Origin of the sequence: Bradyrhizobium sp. SZCCHNRI3043 (assembly GCF_032377735.1) — a bacterium.
Classification (GTDB): domain Bacteria; phylum Pseudomonadota; class Alphaproteobacteria; order Rhizobiales; family Xanthobacteraceae; genus Bradyrhizobium.
The window spans coordinates 455625-475206 of record NZ_JAUHID010000002.1 but is presented as its reverse complement, the minus strand read 5'-3'; the positions used below and the strand labels follow the sequence as shown (position 1 = coordinate 475206).

19 protein-coding genes are annotated in these 19582 nt (G+C 67.1%); 11 read left to right on the top strand and 8 right to left on the bottom strand.

Going from position 1 to position 19582, the window contains the following annotated elements:
- Positions 1–8: 8 nt before the first annotated feature.
- Complete coding sequence (gene mutY, locus QX124_RS07990) at positions 9–1112, bottom strand: A/G-specific adenine glycosylase (RefSeq protein WP_315796849.1); 1104 nt, start codon at positions 1110–1112, stop codon at positions 9–11.
- 125 nt (positions 1113–1237) lie between these two features.
- Here mutY and QX124_RS07985 point away from each other — a divergent pair, with 125 nt between their 5' ends.
- The 9 genes from QX124_RS07985 (at position 1238) to QX124_RS07945 (ending at position 11553) form a co-directional block, all read left to right on the top strand.
- Positions 1238–1717 carry a DUF721 domain-containing protein gene (locus tag QX124_RS07985; protein WP_315738329.1) on the top strand — a complete coding sequence of 160 codons (480 nt, stop codon included), beginning with the start codon at positions 1238–1240 and terminating at the stop codon, positions 1715–1717.
- 118 nt (positions 1718–1835) lie between these two features.
- Positions 1836–2492, top strand: coding sequence for a DsbA family protein (locus QX124_RS07980; RefSeq protein ID WP_315738330.1), 657 nt, complete (start codon positions 1836–1838; stop codon positions 2490–2492).
- Between the two features lie 243 nt (positions 2493–2735).
- On the top strand, positions 2736–6200 hold the full coding sequence (locus QX124_RS07975; protein ID WP_315796848.1) for a chromosome segregation SMC family protein: 3465 nt from the start codon (positions 2736–2738) through the stop codon (positions 6198–6200).
- Between the two features lie 63 nt (positions 6201–6263).
- Positions 6264–7250 carry a small ribosomal subunit Rsm22 family protein gene (locus QX124_RS07970; RefSeq protein ID WP_315786785.1) on the top strand — a complete coding sequence of 329 codons (987 nt, stop codon included), beginning with the start codon at positions 6264–6266 and terminating at the stop codon, positions 7248–7250.
- Between the two features lie 144 nt (positions 7251–7394).
- On the top strand, positions 7395–7823 hold the full coding sequence (locus QX124_RS07965; protein WP_315738333.1) for a hypothetical protein: 429 nt from the start codon (positions 7395–7397) through the stop codon (positions 7821–7823).
- A gap of 189 nt (positions 7824–8012) precedes the next feature.
- Positions 8013–8570, top strand: a complete 558-nt coding sequence (locus tag QX124_RS07960) for a LemA family protein (RefSeq protein ID WP_315738334.1) — start codon at positions 8013–8015, stop codon at positions 8568–8570.
- A 33-nt stretch (positions 8571–8603) separates the two neighbouring features.
- Complete coding sequence (locus tag QX124_RS07955; protein ID WP_315796847.1) at positions 8604–9803, top strand: M48 family metallopeptidase; 1200 nt, start codon at positions 8604–8606, stop codon at positions 9801–9803.
- A 263-nt stretch (positions 9804–10066) separates the two neighbouring features.
- On the top strand, positions 10067–10828 hold the full coding sequence (locus QX124_RS07950; protein WP_009025709.1) for a hypothetical protein: 762 nt from the start codon (positions 10067–10069) through the stop codon (positions 10826–10828).
- Between the two features lie 56 nt (positions 10829–10884).
- Positions 10885–11553 carry a hypothetical protein gene (locus tag QX124_RS07945; protein ID WP_315738336.1) on the top strand — a complete coding sequence of 223 codons (669 nt, stop codon included), beginning with the start codon at positions 10885–10887 and terminating at the stop codon, positions 11551–11553.
- A gap of 16 nt (positions 11554–11569) precedes the next feature.
- Here QX124_RS07945 and QX124_RS07940 read toward each other — a convergent pair whose 3' ends face one another.
- From QX124_RS07940 to QX124_RS07925, 4 genes are all read right to left on the bottom strand, one after another.
- Positions 11570–12109 (bottom strand): adenine phosphoribosyltransferase, encoded by a 540-nt coding sequence (locus QX124_RS07940; RefSeq protein WP_315738337.1) that lies wholly within the window; start codon positions 12107–12109, stop codon positions 11570–11572.
- A 156-nt stretch (positions 12110–12265) separates the two neighbouring features.
- Complete coding sequence (locus QX124_RS07935) at positions 12266–14428, bottom strand: anthranilate synthase component I (protein WP_315786776.1); 2163 nt, start codon at positions 14426–14428, stop codon at positions 12266–12268.
- A gap of 690 nt (positions 14429–15118) precedes the next feature.
- Positions 15119–15349, bottom strand: a complete 231-nt coding sequence (locus tag QX124_RS07930; protein WP_315757037.1) for a hypothetical protein — start codon at positions 15347–15349, stop codon at positions 15119–15121.
- A 176-nt stretch (positions 15350–15525) separates the two neighbouring features.
- A complete protein-coding gene (locus QX124_RS07925) occupies positions 15526–16098 on the bottom strand; it encodes a TetR/AcrR family transcriptional regulator (protein ID WP_315785720.1) in 573 nt (190 codons plus the stop codon).
- A gap of 133 nt (positions 16099–16231) precedes the next feature.
- Here QX124_RS07925 and QX124_RS07920 point away from each other — a divergent pair, with 133 nt between their 5' ends.
- Entirely contained in the window at positions 16232–16648 is a 417-nt protein-coding gene (locus QX124_RS07920) for a 4-oxalocrotonate tautomerase (RefSeq protein ID WP_315796846.1), read from the top strand.
- Between the two features lie 76 nt (positions 16649–16724).
- Here QX124_RS07920 and QX124_RS07915 read toward each other — a convergent pair whose 3' ends face one another.
- On the bottom strand, positions 16725–17777 hold the full coding sequence (locus tag QX124_RS07915) for a hypothetical protein (protein ID WP_315785714.1): 1053 nt from the start codon (positions 17775–17777) through the stop codon (positions 16725–16727).
- A 375-nt stretch (positions 17778–18152) separates the two neighbouring features.
- Here QX124_RS07915 and QX124_RS07910 point away from each other — a divergent pair, with 375 nt between their 5' ends.
- A complete protein-coding gene (locus tag QX124_RS07910) occupies positions 18153–18371 on the top strand; it encodes a hypothetical protein (RefSeq protein ID WP_315796845.1) in 219 nt (72 codons plus the stop codon).
- Positions 18372–18414: 43 nt separating this feature from the next.
- Here QX124_RS07910 and QX124_RS07905 read toward each other — a convergent pair whose 3' ends face one another.
- Both QX124_RS07905 and QX124_RS07900 read right to left on the bottom strand, forming a co-directional pair.
- A complete protein-coding gene (locus tag QX124_RS07905; RefSeq protein WP_315717281.1) occupies positions 18415–19089 on the bottom strand; it encodes a dienelactone hydrolase family protein in 675 nt (224 codons plus the stop codon).
- 41 nt (positions 19090–19130) lie between these two features.
- Positions 19131–19499, bottom strand: coding sequence for a YnfA family protein (locus tag QX124_RS07900; RefSeq protein ID WP_315773443.1), 369 nt, complete (start codon positions 19497–19499; stop codon positions 19131–19133).
- Positions 19500–19582: the final 83 nt, after the last annotated feature.

Here is a 19582-nt window from a genome sequence, read left to right as displayed (position 1 = left end):
GCGCGCCCTCACTGCCCCAGCCCGTGCGCGACGACCTTGCGCATGACGTTGGGCAGCGCCTCGCCGTCGAGGGTCGCGATCGGGACCCAGCGCATGCCGTCCGGCGCGCGCGTCCGGGCGGGCACACGCGCCGTGTAGACCACGAGTTCCAGCGGGAAATGGGTGAAGACGTGGGTGACGACGCCGAGCTTGCGGTGCCAGCGCTTTACGCCGGCCAGCTCGGGCGCCTGGGCGAGCGCGTCGGCATCGTCCTGGCCGGCGAGCCATTCCGAGCCGGGAACCTCGGTCATGCCGCCGAGCAGGCCCTTTGCGGGGCGGGAGCGCACCAGCAGCTCGTCGCCCCTGGTGACGACGAAGGCGGCGCCGCGCCGGAGCGTGCCGGTCTTCTTGGCGGCCTTGCGCGGGAACGTGTCCTGGTCGCCGCGCTCGCGTGCGGCGCAGTCCTCGCTCAAGGGACACAGCGAGCAGGCCGGCTTCTTCGGCGTGCAGATGGTGGCGCCGAGATCCATCAGTGCCTGCGCGCTGTCGCCGGCGCGGGACGGCCCGAGCAGGGTCGCCGCGCGCGCCTGGATCTGCGGCTTGGCCTGCGGCAAGGCCTCCTCCACCGCGAACAGCCGCGACACCACGCGCTCGATGTTGCCGTCGACCGGCATGGTCAGCCGATCGAACGCGATCGCGGCGATGGCGGCCGCGGTGTACGGACCGACGCCGGGCAGCGCGCGCAGCCCCTCCTCGGTGTCCGGGAACACGCCGCCATGCTCGCGCAGCACGGCGACGGCGCAGGCATGCAGGTTGCGCGCCCGCGAATAATAGCCGAGGCCGGCCCACATCCTGAGCACGTCGTCGAGCTCGGCGCCGCCGAGCGCCGAGACATCCGGCCAGCGCGCCAGGAATTTCTCGAAATACGGCCCGACCGCCTTCACCGTGGTCTGCTGCAGCATGATCTCGGACAGCCAGACGCGATAGGGATCGGAGCGCTGCCCGGCCGGCGCGCGCCACGGCAGCCGCCGGCGGTGGCGGTCGTACCAGGCGAGCAGTTGTGCGGGGCGCTCGGCGGAGCCGTGATTCTCGGGTCGGCTCTTGCGCTTGGAAGGAAGGGCTGATGACACCATTGGCTTAATCTAGTACGTCAGGAGCCATCGTCGCCCGCTGGACCGCAGTCTCGTCTGCGGCATCCACGGCTTTCTTCGAGCCCCGGCGGCTCGGACGGGCGGCAGACCACGAGAAGCCTGTATCGATGGCAAAGCCCGGCCGCCTCACCGCAAAGCCATTGTCGCTCATGATGGGCGACGTGCTGTCGGCCGCCTATGCCAAGCAGGGGTTTGCCGCGCGCGAGCTGGTCACGCGCTGGCCGGAGATTGCCGGGCGCGAGATCGCCGAGCATGCCCAGCCGCTGAAGATGCAATGGCCGCGGCCGGTCGAGGGCCAGCCGCAGGAGCCGGCGACCTTGATCCTGCGCGTCGAGGGGCCGATGGCGCTGGAGATCCAGCATTCGTCGGACGTGATCCTGGAGCGCGTCAACCGCTTCTTCGGTTGGCACGCGGTGGGCAAGCTGGCGCTGCGCCAGGGGCCGCTGTTGCGCCCCCCGGTGAAGCGCCGCCCGGTTCCGCCCGATCCGAACACGGTGGCGAAAGTCGCGCAGACCCTGACCGCCATCGAGGACGACGCCCTGCGCGACGCCCTCGCCCGGCTGGGCGCCGCCATCAAGCGAAATTGACGCTTCCCGTTTGATCCCGGTTTGCGGCCCGGCATTGCCTCAAGCTGGGTTTCAAGCTAGCGAAAAGCCGAGTTACGAGTGTTTCAGGCGCGAGATGCGCCCATTCCGGAGCAGAGCCTTGATCATCACCCGCCGCGCCTTCACCGCAGCCTTGTCGCTGACCGGCCTCGCCGCTCTGGCGGGCCTGTCCCCGCTGCGGCTGATCTCGGACGCCATGGCCCAGAGCGCCACCGATGTCGCCAAGCCGGTGTCGCTGCCGGACATGGCGATCGGGCCGGCCGACGCCGCCGTCACCATCACCGAATATGCCTCGATGACCTGCCCGCATTGCGCCGCGTTCAACGCGACCGTGTTCCCGAAGCTGAAGGCCGAGTACATCGATACCGGCAAGGTGCGCTACATCTTCCGCGAGTTCCCGCTCGACATCAAAGCCGCCGCCGGCTCGATGCTGACGCGCTGCATCGCCAATGGCGATGCGCAGAAGTATTTTGCGGTCACCGACATGCTGTTCCGCTCGCAGAACGACTGGGTGGTGAAGAACACCACCGAGACGCTGACGCGGATCGGCAAGCAGGCCGGCCTCAGCCAGCAGCAGGTCGAGGCCTGCCTGAAGGACCAGGCGCTGCTCGACAAGATCGCCGCCGACCAGAAATACGCGAGCGACATTCTGAAAGTCGATTCGACGCCGACCTTCTTCATCAACGGCGAGAAGATCAAGGGCGAGACTTCGATCGAGGAGTTTCAGAAGAAGATCAACCCGCTTCTGAAGAGCTGATTCGAATCACTGAGTCCTCAGAGACACAGCGCGGCCCCTCAATGGGGCCGCTTCTGTTTCGTGGGCCGTTCGCCACGAGAAAGCCTTGGAAAAGCAGGGCCGGCGGGTTGCCCTGGGGACCGGCCCTCGCCATTGTCCCGCCCTCAGAATGGGGCGCCAGGGCGACTCAGTCCACATTGACATTGCCTTCCATGGTATTGTCGGGGCTGGGAGATTCGTCTCCCGCCAACAGAGAATCTGTGCATGAAACTCACCCGTCTTCGTCTTCACGGTTTCAAGACGTTCGTCGAACCGACTGACTTCGTGATCGAACCCGGCCTCACCGGCGTCGTCGGACCGAACGGCTGCGGCAAGTCGAATCTGGTCGAGGCGCTGCGCTGGGCGATGGGCGAGACCTCGCACAAATCGCTGCGCGCCGCCGACATGGACGCGGTGATCTTCTCCGGCTCGAACACGCGTCCGTCGCGCAACCACGCCGAAGTGGTGATGACGATCGACAACAGCGATCGCACCGCGCCAGCCGCCGTGAACGATCGCGACATTCTCGAAATCTCGCGTCGCATCGAGCGCGAGGCCGGCTCGGTCTATCGCATCAACGGCCGCGACGTGCGCGCCCGCGACGTGCAGATCCTGTTCGCCGACGCCGCCACCGGCGCGCGTTCGCCGGCGCTGGTCCACCAGGGCAAGATCGGCGAAATCATTCAAGCGAAACCTGAGCAGCGCCGCCGCGTGCTCGAAGACGCCGCCGGCGTCGCCGGCCTGCATGCGCGCCGCCACGAGGCCGAGCTGCGATTGAAGGCGGCCGAGACCAATCTGCTGCGCGTCGAGGACGTCATCGGCCAGCTCTCCGGCCAGATGGAAGGCCTGCGCAAGCAGGCGCGCCAGGCGATCCGCTACCGCGAGGTCGCGGCCAAGGTGCGCAAGGCGGAAGCCACGCTCTATCATATGCGCTGGATGGGCGCGCATGCCGATCTCAACGACGCCGCCCATGTGCATGACGTCGCCGTGCGCGAGATGGCGGAGCGGACCCGCGAGCAGGCCGAGTCGGCCCGCATCCAGGCCATCCGCTCCTCGCATCTGCCGGCGCTGCGCGAAGCCGAGGCCCGCGCCGCGGCGACGATGCAGCGGCTGAAGAACGCCCGCGACCTGCTCGACCGCGAGGAGCTGCGCGCCAAGGAGCGCGCCGGCGAACTCGATCGCCGCCTGATGCAGCTCACCGCCGACGTCGCCCGCGAGCAGCAGCAGAACCAGGACGCGCAGGTCGCGCTGCAGCGGCTGGAAACCGAAGACGCGGAGCTGAAGGAAGAGATCAAGGCGCGCGTCGAGATGCGCAGTGGCGTCGACGAGCGCGTCGCCGAGGCCGAGGCGCTGCTGGCCGAGACCGAGCGCCAGTTCACCGAGCTGACGACGCAGCTTGCGGACCTCACCGCCCGCCGCAACCAGCTCGAAGCCAACGTTCGCAGCCACCGCGATCGTCTCGCCCGCCTCGATCAGGACATCGCCAATGTCCGCGCCGATGAGGAACGGCTGGCGCAGGAGACCGCCCATCTCGGCGATCTCGACACGCTCGCCGCCTCGCTCGAAGCGGCCGAGGAGGCCGAGGCGCAGGCTGAGGCCGCGGTGCAGACCAACGAGTCGGCGCAGGCCAATGCACGGCAGAAGCTCGAAGCCTCGCGCGCCCCGCTCGCCGAGGCCGAGAAGCGCGCGCAGCGGCTCGAGACCGAGGCCCGCACCATCTCCAAGATGGTCAACAGCGAGACCAAGAATCTGTGGCCGCCGATCATCGACGGCGTCACGGTCGCCAAGGGCTATGAGAAGGCGCTCGGCGCCGTGCTCGGCGACGACCTTGATGCGCCGGTCGACGCGTCCGCGCCGATGCATTGGACCGTGGCCGGCGCCGAGGTCATCGACCCCGCGCTGCCGGACGGCGTCGAGCCGCTCGCGGCCTATGTCCAGGCGCCGCCGGAGCTGTCGCGCCGTCTGGCGCAGATCGGCGTGGTGTCGCGCGAGCGCGGCGCCCAGCTGGTGTCGCAGCTCAAGACCGGCCAGCGGCTGGTGTCCTCCGAAGGCGACGTCTGGCGCTGGGATGGCTTCATCGCCGCGGCGCATGCGCCAACCGGCGCGGCGCGTCGCCTGGCCGAGCGCGCCCGCCTGATCGACATCGAGGCCGAGCTGGAGCAGGCACGCATCGATGCGACGAACAAGCGCCAGGCGCTCGAGAGCGCCGAGGCCGAGGTGAGGGCCGCGACCGCCGCCGAGAGCGCCGCGCGCGAAGCCTGGCGCGCCTCCCAGCGCGAGGTGAACTCCGCGCGTGAGCGCCACGCCAATGCCGAGCGCGAGATCAACCGCCATTCGGCGCGCAAGTCGGCGCTGGTCGAAGCCTCGACCCGCCTCGCCCATGACCGCGCCGAGATCGCCGAGCTGCACCAGAATGCGCTGGAGGCGATCGAGGAGCTGCCGGCGACCAACGAAGCCGACGGCCGTCTTGCCGCGGTGCGGGCCGAGATCGAGTCCAAGCGCCGCGCCGCGGCGCAGGTCCGGGCCGAAGCGCAGGCGCTGGCCCGCGAGGCCGAGCTCGCCGACCGCCGCGTGCAGGCAATCATCAGCGAGCGCAACGACTGGTTCAACCGCATCCGCGGCGCCGGCTCGCAGATCGCCACCATCGAGGCCCGCATCGCCGAGGTGAAGGACGAACGCGCCGAGCTCGAAAACGCGCCGGAGATCTTTGCCGAGAAGCGCAGCGCGCTGATCGACGAGCTCGCCATCGCCGAAGGCGAGCGCCAGGTCGCCGCCGACGCGCTGGCCGAGGCCGAGACCGCGATGGGCGACACCGACCGTGCCGCCAAGGCGTCGCTGGAAGCGCTGTCGAAGTCGCGCGAGGCCGCGGCCCGCGCCGAGGAGCGACTCGAAAGCGCCAAGCGCCGCGTCGGCGACGTCGAGCGCGAGATCCACGACATGCTCGAATGCGAGCCGCAGGCGGTCGCGGCCATGGCCGAGATCGGCCCGGACACGCAACTGCCGCCGCTGCACGAGATCGAAGAGACCCTGGAGAAGCTGCGGCGCGACCGCGAGCGGCTCGGCGCCGTCAATCTGCGCGCCGAGGAGGAGCTCACCGAGGTCGAGGGCTCGCACACCGCGCTGACCACCGAGCGCGACGACCTGGTCGAGGCCATCAAGCGGCTGCGCCAGGGCATCCAGAGCCTCAACAAGGAGGCGCGCGAGCGGCTGCAGGCCTCGTTCGAGACCGTCAACGACCACTTCAAGCGTCTGTTCACCGAGCTGTTCGGCGGCGGCGAGGCCGCGCTGCATCTGATCGAGAGCGACGATCCGCTCGAGGCCGGCCTCGAGATCATCGCCAAGCCGCCGGGCAAGAAGCCGCAAACGCTGTCGCTGCTGTCGGGCGGCGAGCAGGCGCTGACGGCGATGGCGCTGATCTTCGCGGTGTTCCTCACCAACCCCTCGCCGATCTGCGTGCTGGACGAGGTCGACGCGCCGCTCGACGACCACAACGTCGAACGCTTCTGCAACCTGCTGCATGAGATGAAGGGCTCGACCGAGACCCGCTTCATCATCATCACGCACAACCCGATCACCATGGCGCGCATGAACCGGCTGTTCGGCGTCACCATGGCCGAGCGCGGCGTGTCGCAGCTGGTGTCGGTCGCACTCGACGAGGCCGTGAAGATCCTCGACCAGCAGGTGGCGTGATCTTGCTCCGTCATTCCGGATCGCCGCAAGCGCGGCGCCCGGACTGACGCGCGGAGAGGACCGATGATCTCTCCTGATCTGCCCGCAGCGCTGAAGGCATCCCTCGAAGCCAGGCTGCACGGGCAGTCGCGGCAGGAGGCCGCCGCCCGCGCGGCCCGCATCTCGGATTCCTATCGCAGCGGCGGCAATTCGGGGACGATCACGAGCGAAGCCGACGCGATCGCCTATGCCGTCGTGCGGATGCCGGCGACGTATGCAGCGGTGGTGGCCAGCCTGAATGCCGTGATGCAGGCGAGCCCGGACTTCGCCCCGGCCTCGCTGCTCGATGTCGGCGCCGGTCCGGGCACCGCAAGCTTCGCTGCGGCGGACGCATTCCCGTCGCTGGCGTCTTTCGCCGCCATCGATTCCAATCCCGCCTTGCGCACGCTCGCGCTGGCGCTCGCTGGCGACGCGACACGCATCCGCGACCTCGACTACGCGCTGGGCTCGGCGCGAGCGCTGCTCGAGCGCAGCACGGGCGCCGATCTCGTCATCGCCAGCTACATGATCGGCGAACTGAGCGACGCCGAACGCCCGGGCATCATTGATGCGCTGTGGACGAGGACCGGCGATACGCTCCTGATCGTCGAACCCGGCACGCCCGCCGGCTATCAGCGCATCATCGCGGCGCGCGACCGCCTGATCGCGTCCGGAGCCCACATCGCCGCCCCCTGCCCGCACGCCGCGGCGTGTCCACTGATCGCACCGGATTGGTGCCATTTCGCCCAGCGGCTGGCGCGCTCGCGGGCGCATCGCGAGCTCAAGGGCGCGGACGTTCCGTTCGAGGACGAGAAGTTCAGCTTCATTGCCCTCACCCGCAAGCCCGCGACGCATCGGCCCGCCGCACGCGTGCTGGCGCCGCCGGCGGTCACCAAGGTCGGGGCAACCGCGAAGCTGTGCCAGGCGGATGGTGCCGCCAGGGTCGTCAGCATCCCCCGCCGCGACAAGCCCGCCTTTGCCGCCGCGCGGCGCTGGGACTGGGGTGACGGCGTGGAGCCGCCAGGTTCGTAGATACCTCGGCCGGCGCCCATGGTTAACGGTGGGTCGTATTCGTCTCTCATTTTCGCGATTTCGCGAAACCGGCGAGAAATCCGCGCTTGCTACGGTGAGCTGCAACAGGCGCTGAAGGCGCTGCTCACAAGGGAACGCGTTTCGATGTTCAGGACGATGATGATCACCGCCGCGCTGCTGGCTTCGGCAGGAACGGCCCTGGCAAACAGCCACGGTGGTGGATCCTCGGCACCGCCCCCGCCGAAGCAGGAAGGCCCGCCGGCCAAGGCCATCGTCGGCAAGAACGGCCCCGTCCTGGTCGATCCCAAGGGGATGACGCTGTACTACACCGAGCGCGACAACACCGGGAACAAATCGACCTGCGACGGTGCCTGTGCCGAGAAGCGGCCGCCGCTGATCGCACCCGACAACGCGACCGCCAGCGGCGACTTCACCGTCATCACCCGCAGCGACGGCAAGAAGATGTGGGCCTACCGCTACCGTCCGCTCTACACCTCGCAGCTCGACAGCGCCCCGGGCGATATCAAGGGCAACGATCCCACGCAGCAATGGCGGGTCGCCCGTCCCTATTGAGCCCTGCGCATCACTGCCTCCGGCGCCCATTCGGTCGCCTGGGCGACCATCGAACGGACCAGTCAGCCTCAAGCGACTTGAACGGGCATCCCCCCTAGTGCGACCAATGCACGCCGGTCCACCTGCGGACCGGCGGCGCCGTCGCGTGGCGGCCGCCTCGTCCTCCTGCCCTCTCCCTCGGAGCCCGTCATGTCCGGCTGGATCGTCCTCGGCATCATCGTCATCCTCGTACTGTTCGCCCTTGGCGCCTACAACCGGCTGGTCGCCCTCAGCCAGCGGGTCGGCCAGGCCTTTGCCGACATCGACGTCCAGCTCAAGCTGCGCCACGACCTGATTCCGAACCTGGTCGAGACCGTGAAGGGCTACGCCGCGCATGAGCGCGGCACCCTCGACGAGGTGATCAAGGCCCGCAATGCGGCGATGTCGGCGCAGGGCCCGGCCCAGGTCTCGGCCGCCGAAGGCCAGCTCTCCGGCGCGCTCGGGCGCCTGATCGCGCTGTCCGAGGCCTATCCGGACCTCAAGGCCAACGCCAACTTCCAGCAACTCGCCGGCGAGCTCTCCGACATCGAGAACAAGATCGCCGCCAGCCGCCGCTTCTTCAACAACGCTGTGCAGGAATACAATACCAGCATCCAGCAGATGCCGGCCGCGCTGTTCGCCGGCACCTTCGGCTTCACCCGCAAGGAATTCTTCGATCTCGGTACCAGCCGGGCCGAGGTCGAGGCCACGCCGAGCGTGAAGTTCTGAGCCAGCGCCTTCGCGCCTGAAGGGCCCGAAATCATGGCCGCCTATGGTCTCTACACCCACATCGCATCGAACAAGACCCGTTCGATGCTGCTGCTCGGCGGCCTGTTCCTGCTGATCTACGTGCTGGTGTTCGCCGGCGCGCTGATCGCCGAGGTCATGATCAACGGCAATGGCAGCGTCGCCTATTACATGCAGGCCGCTACGCGCGACCTGATCAAGGCGTTGCCCTGGGCCACGATCGGCGCCGCGGCCTGGATCGTCATCGCGTATTTTTTCCATCAGAAGATGATCGACGCCGTGACCGGCGGGACGGCCGTGACCCGCCAGGAGCAGCCGCGGCTCTACAATCTGCTCGAGAATCTCTGCATCTCGCGCGGCATCACCATGCCGCAGCTGAAGGTCATGGACAGCCCGGCGCTGAACGCCTTCGCCACCGGCCTGAATCCGCGGCAATACGCCGTCACCGTCACGAGCGGTCTTCTGAACGCACTCGATGACCAGGAGATCGAGGCGGTGCTCGGCCACGAGCTCACCCATATCCGCAACGGCGACGTGCAGCTGATGGTCGTGGCCGTGATCATCGCCGGGGTGGTCGGCTTCTTCGGTGAATTGTTCTTCCGCCTGTTCACCAACATGAGCTGGGGCGGCGGCTGGGGTCGCTCGTCGTCGTCGTCCTCCTCCTCGTCCGACTCCGACCGCAAGGGCTCCGGCGGCGGGGCCATCATCGTCGTGATCATCGCGGTGGTGCTGATCGTGGTGGCCTGGCTGCTGTCCCAGGTGGTCAAGCTGGCGCTGTCGCGCACCCGCGAATACCTTGCCGATGCCGGGTCTGTCGAGCTGACCAAGAATCCGGACGCCATGATCAGCGCCCTGCGCAAGATCGAAGGGCGGGGCGAACTGCCCGGCGCCACCTCCGCCGTCATGGAATTGTGCGTCGACAATCCGCGCGAGGGCTTTGCCGATTTGTTCGCCACCCATCCCTCGGTCGACTCCCGCGTCCAGGCGCTGATCAAGTTCGCCGGCGGCCATGATCCGGGCCCGCTGGCGCTGCCGTCCGACGGGAGAGATACCGATACCGGTGACGAGCCAGCCGACGGCACTGCGCCACCGCCGCTGCCCCCGGCCGGCCCGTGGGGCGATGCCGATGGAGGGGGTAAGTCGCCCGGCGGCGGGCAAGCCGCCCCGGAAGGCCCCTGGACGACACCTGCTACAGGCCCATGGGGCCGGCATTAGGACCAGCCGCTGCGGCGCAGTTCGAGCCCCGATCGCGCGCAGCGCGCAATCATCCCGGCATTCGCTCTTAAGTGTTTCGGCGCGAACCGGACGTTTCGGCTGGAACGGGTCCGATTGCGCCGATCTGTTGCCGCGAAGGCGCAAATTTCCCCGGTCCCGTGCTGCAATGAATTTGAATTCTCCAGCGTTTCTGCCATGTTCGCGCCCAAAGCAGAATGCAAAGCGCCGGCCCCCTGGCCGGCCTCAGGGCTGAAGGACTTTCCATGGCGAAACCGGCAGTGGTTGTGGTGGGTGCGGACAAGGGCGGGGTCGGCAAGACCACGGTATCGCGGACGTTGCTCGATTATTTCAGCGCCAACAACGTCCCGACCCGGGCGTTCGACACCGAGCATCCGCGCGGCACGCTGAAGCGCTTCCACCCGGAAATCACCGAGATCGTCGACATGAATTCGACGCCGGACCAGATGAAGATCTTCGACACGCTGAGCGCGGTGGCGCCCTCGGTGACCGTGATCGACGTCCGCGCCGGCCTGATGTCGCCGACGCTCGCGGCGCTGCGCGACATCGGCTTCCTCGACGCCGCCCGCTCCGGCCAGATCACCTTCGCGGTGTTCCACATCCTGGGCTCGTCGATCGCCTCGCTCGACGAGATCGCGGAGACGGCAAGCTACATGATCGGCGCGAAGTACTTCCTGGTGAAGAACTTCATCAACAACACCAGCTTCTTCGAGTGGGACCAGTCGACCTACAATTCCTACTTCCACCGCATCAAGGATGCGACCGAGCTGACCATCCCCAAGCTCAACGAGATGGCGTTCGAGCAGGTCGAGGTCGCCTCGGTGCCGTTCCTGAAGTTCGTCGCCAACAAGGGTCCGCGCGACGAGGCCGCCAACTACTCCTTCGTGCTGCGCGGCTATGTCCGGCATTGGCTCGCCAATGTCTGGAGCGAGTACGACCGCATCAAGCTGACCGACATCGTCGGCTCGACCAAGGCGGCGGCGCCGCGGCCGGCCGGGGAAAAATAGCAGCCCCGTGAAGGATGGGACTTTATCGCAACCGCATTTGACCTGATATAGGTCTGATGCCCGCAACGCCCGTCTACATCGTCTGCTCGCCCCGGCCGCAGTCCGGGAAGACGCTGCTTGCGCGGGTGCTGAGCGAGTTCCTGCTGCTCAAGAACGGCCAGGTGCTCGCCTTCGACGTCACCTTGCGCGAGCCGTCGCTGCTCGACTTCCTGCCGCAGATCACGGAGACCGCGACGATCGAGGACACCTACGGCAAGATCCAATTGATGGATCGCGTCATCCTCAACGACGGCATCGCCAAGGTGATCGACCTCGGCTACTACTCGTTCGACGAGTTTTTCAAGATGTCCGAGGAGATCGGCTTTTTGAAGGAGGCCTCACGGCGGAACGTGGTCCCGATCGTTCTGTACTGCGCCGAGGGCGACCGGGTGTCGATGCGCGCCTACGACGCCCTGCGGCGACAGATCCCGCGACCTCAGCTGATCGTGGTCGAAAACGACCACGTCCTGCGCGAGGAGCTCCCCGACCTCTACAGCCGCGGCAAGCATCTGCGCATTGCCGCCCTGCCCGCGTTCCTGAGGACCTATATCGAGCGCTTCTCGTTCTCCTTTACCGGCTATCTGCGCCAGGAGAAGGACCCGTCCACCGAGCTCTATCAATGGATCCGGCGCAACTACTATGCGCTGCGCGAGATCGAGAACGAGCTCCTGATGCAGCGGTCCTGACGCCGCCGCGCGTTCCTCAGTGCCCCTCGAAGGAGATCAGCGTGCGCACGGGCACGTCGAGCGCGCGCAGCTTGGCGGCGCCGCCGAGATCCGGCAGGTCGATGATGAAGCAGGCCGCCACCACGGTGGCGCCGATCTGGCGGAGCAGCTTCACCGCGCCCTCGGCCGTGCCGCCGGTGGCGATGAGGTCGTCGACCAGGATCACGCGCTCGCCGGGCTCGACCGCGTCGACATGCATCTCCATCTCGTCGGTGCCGTATTCCAGCGCATAGGACATGCTGACCGTCTTGTGCGGCAGCTTGCCCTTCTTGCGGATCGGCACGAAGCCGGCCGAGAGCTGATGCGCCACCGCGCCACCGAGGATGAAGCCGCGCGCCTCGATGCCGGCGACCTTGTCGATCTTGGAGCCGGCCCAGGGATGCACCAGCTCGTCCACCGCGCGACGGAACGCGCGCGCGTCCGCCAGCAGCGTCGTGATATCCCGGAACAGGATGCCCGGCTTCGGATAGTCCGGAATGGTGCGGACCGTATTCTTGATGTCCAGATCGAACGTCATCGTGCTCTCATCCACTCTGTTTATGTGCCGTCATTGCGAGCGAAGCGACGTGTCCGCCGAAGCCCACTCGGGCGAAGGCGGAAGCAATCCAGGGCCGCGAAAACAACTCTGGATCGCTTCGTCGCTCACGCTCCTCGCGATGACGGCAACCACCTTTCACCCCGGCTGATTGAGCCGGAACGCATTCTCCACGATCCTCAAACCCACGGCATCGCCGAGCGACATCAGCGACTCCGGGTGGAACTGCACGCCGCCGACCGGCAGCGTCTTGTGCTCGATCGCCATCGCCACGCCGTCCTCGGTCGCTGCGGTGACGGTCAGCACCTCCGGCATGCTGTCGCGCTCGACGAACAGCGAATGGTAGCGGCCGATGACGATCTCGTTCGGCAACCCCTGCATCAGGCGTCCGCCGCGCACCTGGACCCGCGACGGCCTGCCATGCGCCGGTTGGGCGAGCTGGCCGAGCTGACCGCCAAAATATTCGCCCATCGCCTGCACGCCGAGGCACACGCCGAAGATCGGCAGCTTCTTCGCGAGCGCCGCATCGATCGTCGTCGAGATCTTGAAGTCCTCGGGGCGGCCCGGTCCGGGCGACAGCACGATGAGATCCCAGCTGCGCTCGGCCAGCATCTTCAAGGCATGGACGTAACGCACCACGGTGACGTTGGCGCCGACCTGGCGGAAATAGTCCGCCAGCATGTGCACGAACGAATCGTCGTGGTCGATCAAGAGCACGTTCTTGCCGGAGCCGGTGGCGTCCGGCGCGGTCGAGGACAGCGGCTTCGGCGGATCGCCGCGCAGCGCCTGGAACAAGGCCGCCGCCTTGACCTGGCACTCGCGATCCTCGGCCGCGGGGTCGGAATCGAACAGGCAGGTGGCGCCGACGCGGACCTCGGCGAGCCCGTCCTTCATGCGGATGGTGCGGATGGTGAGGCCGGTGTTGATCGAGCCATCGAAATTCACCGCGCCGATGGCGCCGGCATACCAGCGCCGCGGCGAGCGCTCATTGTCCTCGACGAACTGCATCGCCCACAGCTTCGGCGCACCGGTCACGGTGACCGCCCAGGCGTGCGTCAGGAATGCGTCGAGCGCGTCGAAGCCCGGCCGCAGCATGCCCTCGACGTGATCGACGGTGTGGAACAGCTTGGAGTAGGTCTCGATCTGCCGGCGCGCGAGCACCTTGATGGTGCCGGGGACGCAGATGCGCGCCTTGTCGTTGCGGTCGACGTCGGTGCACATGTTGAGCTCGAACTCGTCCTTCTCCGAGTTCAGGAGCTGGCGGATCTGCTCGGCATCGCCGATGGCGTCGCGACCGCGGGCGATGGTGCCGGAGATCGGACAGGTCTCGACGCGACGGCCGTCGGAGCGGACGAACATCTCGGGTGAGGCCGAGACGAGGAACTCGCCGTCGCCGAGATTCATCAGCGCGCCATAGGGCGACGGATTGATCCGGCAGAGCCGCTGGAACACTTCCGCCGGCGAGCGCTCACAGGGCTCCGCAAACAGTTGGCCGGGCACTGCCTCGAACAGGTCGCCGCGGGCAAACGCCGCGCGGGCCTTCTCGACCGTCGCCTGGTACTCGCCGGGCGCGTGATCGGCAAAACCCTGGCGCGGCTCCTTCAGGTAGACGCTGGCGTCGGTGTCGCGCGGCAGTCCTGCCGTCGACTGGCCGTTCCAGGAAAAATCATAGGAAAGAACGACGCCGCGGCCGGTGGCGCGGTCGTAGGCCAGCAGGCGATCCGGCACGTAGAGCACGATGTCGCGCTGGTCCTTCTCGCGCGGCCGCTTCTGCTGGAGGTCCTCGATCTGGAACACGAGGTCATAGGCGAAGGCGCCGAACAGGCCGAGCAGCGGATCGTCATTGGCCGACAGCACAGCGATCATCGCCCGCACCAGCGACATCACGCTGGCGCGGCGGGTGCGCTGGTCCTCCTCGACCGGGGCAGGCCCGCGGACGATGTGCCCGGCGAGCCGCGCGGGCGAGGCCTCGGTGATGACCACGCAGGGCTCGCGCAGCGTGTCCTTGAGGAACGCGATCAGCACCTCGCCGCGACGATTCAGCGCCTGCAGGGTGAAGGTGGTGCCCTTGGTCTCGAGCACCAGCGGCGGATCGGCAAAGCCGAGGTCAAAACTCTCGTAGCGGCCGGGCACGGTCGTGCCCGAGGACAGCACCACGCCGCGGCGGCGGTCGAGCAGGTCGATCAGGTCATCGAGCCGGCTGGCGCCACCGGAAAACTGCTCGACGGCGCGCGTGATCGCGAGCCCGCCATGGGTGCGGTAGTCGCTGCGGGCCGGAAGGGCGAAAACGGTCCTGTTCATGGGGTCCTCTTACGGAATTTACCGAGGAAACGCCACACAGGACCAACCGGAAGCCGCCGCTGCGTGGCGGCCCCTAAGCGATTGGATGTCAGACAAATCGCACCGGCCACCTTTTACAAGGTGCGCCACCAGAGACGGGCTGGGCGGACAACGGTGCTCATGGCGCGGAACTGACCACGCGGGACGGCCGCGGTCAAGGGCGGGAGGGCCACAGTCGGGGTTGGCGGAGGTGGCATGCTTATCATTCCCGCTCAGAACCCTCGGCTTTCGAGCACTGCGCGAAGTGCCGGCCCGACTGCCACCCTCCCCTGGAGGGGGAGGGTCGTCTCACGGAGGGCGAAGCGAAACGTGAGGTGGGGTGATCTCTCCGCATGGACCGTCGCCGGTGGCACACCCCACCCCGCTCGCACGCTTCGCGTGCGAGCGACCCTCCCCCTCCAGTGGAGGGTGGGCAGCGTACTCGCGTCAATCATCGCGCCTGCATCGGCGAGCCGACAGCGCAATCCGAGACAGGATGACGACTGAACATGGGTCTGCATTCTCGCGACACGATTGCCCGAGTCATGAAGCACACCTTCGTTGCGGCCAGCCTGCCGGAGCGCGGCGCGCAACGTGCCCACGGCGGACTTGTTGAAGACGACATGAAGGAGCGAGCCGGCCAGCGCGGATCCTCTTGGCGATTTGCGTCCACTAATCCGTGGTCGGCGGAGTCAAGGTGCTGCGCTCACCACCAATCACCGAGCGAGCCTGCTCAAGCGCACCAATAACACGATCGAGCTCCGCGGCCTCCATGAACACCTCGATGTCGCCGTCCGTCCTCAACGACAGCAACAATCCAACGCTGCTGCCGACGACGCGAACCAGCACGCATGCGTCGTCGCCGGACGACTTGTCGACGAACGTGATCGGCTCGGTGCTCATGCGGGATCCAGGATCATCTGATGGGCCATGTTAGCAAATATCGAAACGTCGTTGGCTTCGACAGGCCGCCACGATGGCGGTGCGCTCCCCTCCCCCTCGCGGGAGGCGAGCCCGGCGTCGTCGGGGCGGGAGGTCGATCCCAGCTTGCGCAGCCGAGTGCTCGCGCGGCAGTTGCTCTACAGAAGCGCCAGCGCGGCTTGCTTGAGGTGGGAGGCGATGGCATCGCGGGCTTCGCGTGAGCCGACGCTGCGCGCCATCGTCACCCCTCCCGAGAGGATCGCCATCAGCGACCAGGCCTTTTGCAGCCGAGCTTCATCGGTGCTCCCCTGCAACCCTTTTGCGATCTGCTGCGCGACCTTTTCGAGCGCGGCGCCATAGGCGGCCTTCGTTTCCTCGCTTGCGCGCGTCACGTCCGGCGTCAGGCTCTGCAGTCCGCAGCTTGAGTCCAGAATGCAATGGAGACGTTCGCCGAGGTAGAACGCGATGAACGCCTCGGCCCAGCGCACTCCCATCTGCTGCTGAAGACTCGCGATCCCCGTCCTGAGCTCGTCCAGCCCGGCCAACGCGGCGGCTTCGAACGCAGCATCCTTCGACTTGAAGTGACCGTAGAAGGCGCCGGACGTGACCCCGGCTTCCTTGGCGAGGCCGTCGACGCCGATCCCGCCATAGCCAAGCCGGCGAAAGCCGCGCCCCGCGGCCTCCAACAACTTCGTCTTTGCTTCCTGCTTGTGCTCGGCGTGGTACCGCATCTGGCGCCTTCCATAGCGATCGTTATTTCATGATTGACTCATAACGATCGTTATTCTATTAGTGGATCACGGTCGTTATTTAATGACCGCCGATCCCCAGGACAACCGCCACAGGGCGAGCACAGGAGGAATCATGCCGATCAGTCTCACACTCACCGAAGGCGTCATCGCCGCCGACAAGGCGCCGATCGCCGTTGCGCGGATCACGGAATCGTTCCTGAAGCACCATGGTCTCGCGGGCAACAGGATCATGACGGCGAACGTCACCGCCCATCTGAACATCTTGCCGAAAGGCCAAACCTTCGCCGGCGGCAAGCCGGTCGATGGCGCCTGGATCGAGACCAAGACACCATCATTCGCGCTCGCCAGCCACGAGGTCCAGACGGCGTTCTTCGGCGAAGCCACCGACATTCTGCATGACCTCTCCGGCGGAGCCCTTGCCAGGGACCGGATCTGGTCCAACGGCGTCCACGCCGTCGACGGCACCTGGAATCTGGACGGCAGGCCGATGACCAACGAAGCGCTTGCGGGGGCCATCACCGCGGCCTGACACCAAGGCAGTCGCCAAGCCTGCGCGGCCGCTCCGGCGTCTGTTGCGGTAGCGGCCGCGACTCATGCGGATCGTGTCACGTCCCCGGCTTCACCAGCCCGAGCTCAGCGAACTTCATCTCCGTCGCCACCACGGCATTCTCATACACCTCGCCGCGCTCGACGAAGTAGTTGAAATAGCCGGCCGGCGTTTCCGGCTGGATCTCAACCAGATCGACGGTCTTGTATTTGGGATCGGTGATCACGCCGCCCGCGATCAGATCGTTGATGCGCTTGAGCGCGTCGACCTCGGCCTTGTAGCCGACCGAGAACCACATCTCGGTGGTCCAGTCCTGCACCTCGAACCAGTTGGCGGGCGCCTGGCCCTGCCACCCCTGGGCGAGCGGGCGGACGGCGAAGATGCGGTCGAAGCCGTGCAGCTCGGAGATGATGCTGGCGCGGTGATAGGCGCCGTCCATCTGTCCCTGCGGCAGCTTGGTGAAGCCGTAGAGCGACAGCCACAGCGCAGCCTTGACCGCCTCTGGCGTGATCGGGCGGATGGCGCGCTCGGCCAGCACCTCGGAGGCGTAGCGCAGATCGCGCTTGGCCGCCGATTGCCGCGCCTTGACGGCATGGGCGTTGGGAACCGACTTCTCCGCCGGCAGCAGCGCCCGCGCCGCCTCGTTGCCATAGAGATAGCCCGTGCCCGCCTCGGGATCATAGGTGTTGAACACAACGCCGATCGGCGTGGCATTGAGCGTCTCCGCCGCGTGCGCGAAGTCAGCCTCGCTGCGCACCGGGACATATTGCTGCGCCGGCCACAGCCGGTCCGCGAGGGCGTTGAACGGGCCGTCGCGCCAATCCGGCCAGGAGACGAATCGCGCCAGCGCCTCGGCATAGGCGGGACGAAACACGCCGGGATAGCCGAACAGCACTGTGCGCAGCTGCGACGCCGGATCTCTGAGGCGGTCGGAGGACATCAGCTCGTTGCGCAGATCGAGACCCTGAAGCCACGCCGACAGCACCAAGATCTGGCCGGACGTCGCGGTGACGAGATCCGGCGTGACGCCCCAGGCGCGGGCGGTGTCGAGGAAGCCGGCGCCATGGGCGTTCAAGCCGCCCAGCCCAGCCAGCGCAAAGGCCACACGCACGGCTTTCTCCATCAGCAGAGGAACCGGAGAACGCTACCTCAGATTGTTTCGGCGACGCAACCGACGGCGAGACACGGCGAATTCGACCATCGAACGAAGCGACGCGCTGCGAACATGATCAATGCTCAGATCCCCACAAAATCCCGGTGATTCGCGGAAGCGTACGGCGGCAAGCGGCGAAAAGCTGCAGCCGGCGGCTGTGAGCCCCCTCCACAACCTCATGTTGCGCGCGTGCAGAATGCTTCACTTATCGACCAATGATTGTCGCAACCCCAAAAAAGTTACATAACTTGGCTGTGCGCGAGGGCAACACTGTTGTCTAGCTGCAATAGTGTGGCAATGATTGGTTAACCATATTGAATTACCTTGGTTAACATGGCCCGCGGCAAACAGCCTTCAGTGTCGCATGCGCTCCCGAAGCAGCCGACGCTGCTCGATTGCTTCCTCGAAGCGCAGGCGAAGCGGACGAAGCGTCGGCGACGCCCCGCCGACGCGGTGACCAGCGCCGCCCCCTTGGATCCTGCAGACGACGCTTCGGCTCTCGATGAGGCCGAACAGCCGTCGGCCGAGACCAAGACCGCCCGCGCGGTTTGAGTCCGCGCGGCACGGTTGAGACCGACACGCCGGTCCTCTTGGCTCAGCCGAGGTGCTTGTGGAAGAACGCCGTGGCGCGGCCCCAGGCGAGCTCGGCGGCTCTGCGATCGTGCACGGTCATGCGCTGCTCGTTCACGAAGGCATGCTCGGCATCGTAGCGATAGAGCTCGAGCGACTTGCCGGCGGCCTTCATCGCCTTCTCGAAGCCGTCCACCAGCGCCGGCGTGCACCAATCATCCTTGTTGGCAAAGTGGGCCTGCAGCGGGATCTTGACGTCGGCCGGCTTCGCCGCCTGCTCCGGCGGAATGCCATAGAACACGACGCCGGCGGCGAGCTCGTCGATCTTGGTCGCGCCGATGATCGTCACCGCGCCACCGAGGCAGAAGCCGGTGAGGCCGACCTTGGCGCCGTTGCGCGCCAGATATTGCGCGGCCCCGCGCACGGTCTGCGTGGTCGCGTCCATGAAGTCGAGCGAGTTCATCTCCCGGCCCGCCGCATCCGTGTCGTGATAGGGCACCACCGTGCCCTTGTAGAGATCGGGCGCCAACGCGTTGAAGCCGGCGAGCGCGAAACGATCGCACATCCCCTTGATCTGGTCCTGCAGGCCCCACCATTCCTGGATGACGACGACGCCCGGCGCATCGGCCTGCGCGGCCTTGGCGAGATAGCCCTTGGCCTCCTGGCCGTCGGGGCGCTTGAAGCTGATGAGTGTGCCCATGTGTTCCTCCGCATTTTCTGTTGGAAGCTCAGGAGCGGGGTTTACCGCAAATGCGTGTCCGGCGCGACGGGAGCAATCGGGTTCGTTTCAACGTGACTCCCGTAGCCCGGATGAGCGCAGCGACATCCGGGACCACAACCGGCGCCGCGACGATCCCGGATATCCGGGCGATGGCCCTCGACCAGCCAGCCCCACAGCAGCGCCGCGGTGATGTAGATGCCGCCATAGGCCGCATAGACGCGGCCGGCGAGCGGGCTGTCGGCCAGGGTCAGCAGATAGGCAAAGCCGGCAAGCGCGGCCAGCCCCGGCAGCAGCCATAGCGGCGACGGGCCGAGCCGCAGCCGGGCCCAGAACGCGAAGCCGCCGATTTCGAGCACGGCGGCGCCTGCGAAGGCCAACGATGAAGTCATGCGTCCCCTCCTCTGCCGTGCCTCGCCAATGGCGCGACGGCCAGACCGGCCAAAAGCAAAAAAGCCCCCGGAGGGGCTTTTCG